At 48.8% G+C, this 2166-nt stretch carries 1 protein-coding gene and 1 pseudogene; both read right to left on the minus strand.

Features of this window, described 5'->3' with window-relative positions:
• Positions 1 to 334: pseudogene (locus ACTHTJ_RS10490) on the minus strand (transposase); the annotation flags it as partial.
• Positions 335 to 553: 219 nt separating this feature from the next.
• The coding region (locus tag ACTHTJ_RS10495; RefSeq protein WP_440360947.1) for a transferrin-binding protein-like solute binding protein at positions 554 to 2166 on the minus strand (1613 nt) is incomplete at its 5' end.

Consider the following 2166-nt stretch of genomic DNA (forward strand, 5'->3'; position numbering starts at 1 on the left):
CCAGCCAGTTGCGGTAGCGGCATAAGGTGCTGTAATCGGGGATACTCAACTCGTCAAAACGGCAAAACAGGTTAAAATCGATGCGGGTGATAAGGCTGTGTTCGAGTTCGGGATCGGAGAGGCTGTGTCATTGTCCGAGCAGGACGGCTTTGAACATGGACAACAGGGGATAGGCGGGACGGCCGCGGTGGTCTCGAAGGTAACGGGTTCTTTGACGATTCAGGTATTGCTCGATCGGCTGCCAATCAATTACTTGATCCAACTTCAATAGTGGGAAGCGGTCGATGTGTTTGGCAATCATGGCTTGGGCGGTTTGCAGGAAGAAGGTGGTCATGGAAAATCCCCTAAATGTCTTGATGGAAATTTAGGGGATTTTAGGGAATTTTGCAAAGGTCTCAGATTATCTGAAAATAAGATTCAAGGTTTTCAGACGACCTTTTAGCGGGTAAATTGCTCTCTAGATTGTTGTTACCGTAAAAGGTCGTCTGAAAATCCTACCCACTCAAAAAAAAACCGCCCTTTCAGGCGGTTTGTTTTCAGCTTAAACAGACGGTTATTGTTTTTTACCGCCGAATACACCGAAGGCATTATTACTTTTATCTTCTTTGTCATGATAACTGTATCGCCCGGCCATTTCGGCAGCTTTGTCACCGTAGAATCCGCCGGTTACAGAGCCTTGTGCATCTGAAGTCCATTTACCGTTAAAGCTGCTGCCTGTAATATCTGCAGTAAAGGCTCGTTCATTCATGAACCATCTGTCACCACTATTGATTTTACCTGCGATAGTCTTGGTATCGAAGTTGACATCTGCGGTAAACGAACCGGTAGTACGGTAGCCTCCTGTATCACCCACCCAGTTTTCCTTATTATCCAAGTTGCGGGCACGGAAATTCAACACATCGCCGGCATACTTGGCTGTCCCTGACGGTAGAGAGGCACTCATTACCCCCTGAACAAACAAGGAGTAGGCATTATCGGCAAGTTTTGCCGCACCGAAGACAACATTGCTCAAATTGCCTGAAGCAACAAACGATTTGTAGTCCGAACCCAATTCAGTTCGATAGAGCTTGTTGGTAACAGGTGACAAAGCGATTGTCGTACCGTTGATAACGACTTTGGTCAAATCGGCGATATTCGATAAGAAGTATTGCTCGCCTGTTTCACCTTTTTTCAATTCGGCCGCAGCGGCATCACCTTTAGGTTTGGTTACGGGCGTATCGGGTTTGGCAACCGGCGCATCAGGCTGTCCGCCTGCTTGAGCTACCGCATCTTGGCGTTTTGCACCAAACACACCGCGCGCCACTACGTCTTCATCACGTTGGTTTTTGCCTGCCGCACTATATGTACCGGCAAGTTGGTCTGCCTTCGCGCCAAAGAATCCGCCTTGCATCGTACCTTGCTTGTTGGAGAAGGTGTTACCGTGCAAATCGCCATTGAAAGACAGATTTTCCGCCATATCGCGCGCATTGGATTTGACGACACCTGCAATCCTGTTGCCACCACTACCACCGCCAACCGTTTGATCGGAATAGCGGTTGATGCTGACATTGATGGTTTTTTGGTCGAAATTGACTTTTGCGGTAACATCGGTTGCTTTGGCGGCAGGATACAGATTGGCCAGCTTGGCTTGCGAACCGGTTTCAAAAATTTCTTGCAGACCTCTTGTATTGATCGGCAGTCCGTTTTGGAAATGCAGGCCGATGCCTTTATAGGTTGCATCCCCTCTTTGGGCTGCAACGGTATCACTGCCTGATGGCGTGCCTTGGACAAACAACGCCTGTTTCACATCACGCAGATCGCTGACATCGGCAACACCGCCGTAACGAACGTCAGGCAACAGGTCGCCGCTGTGTACCGCATATTGTGCTGCATCGGCTTTACCGCCGTTCATACTTTTTTCGCCCAACGTAAACTCACCCGCTTTAACGTCTTTGGTATTAATGGCGACACCATCAAGTACGACGCTGTTTTTATCCGAGGCAGTCGGAGCTTCGGTTTTGGCATATTCCAAATCGCCGGTTTCACGTTTTTTCGCTACCAAGACACCGCCATCCAAAGCCTTGCCCATTACTTTGCCTTCGCCGCCAAAACCTTGACCTGAATTGGCCTCATTGGCTTTCTTAGCTTCCTCAGCTTTCTTGGCCTCTTCAGCTTTCATGGCTTCCT

It is taken from the genome of Neisseria sp. P0018.S001, assembly GCF_051957355.1.
Classification (GTDB): Bacteria; Pseudomonadota; Gammaproteobacteria; order Burkholderiales; family Neisseriaceae; genus Neisseria; species Neisseria subflava_A.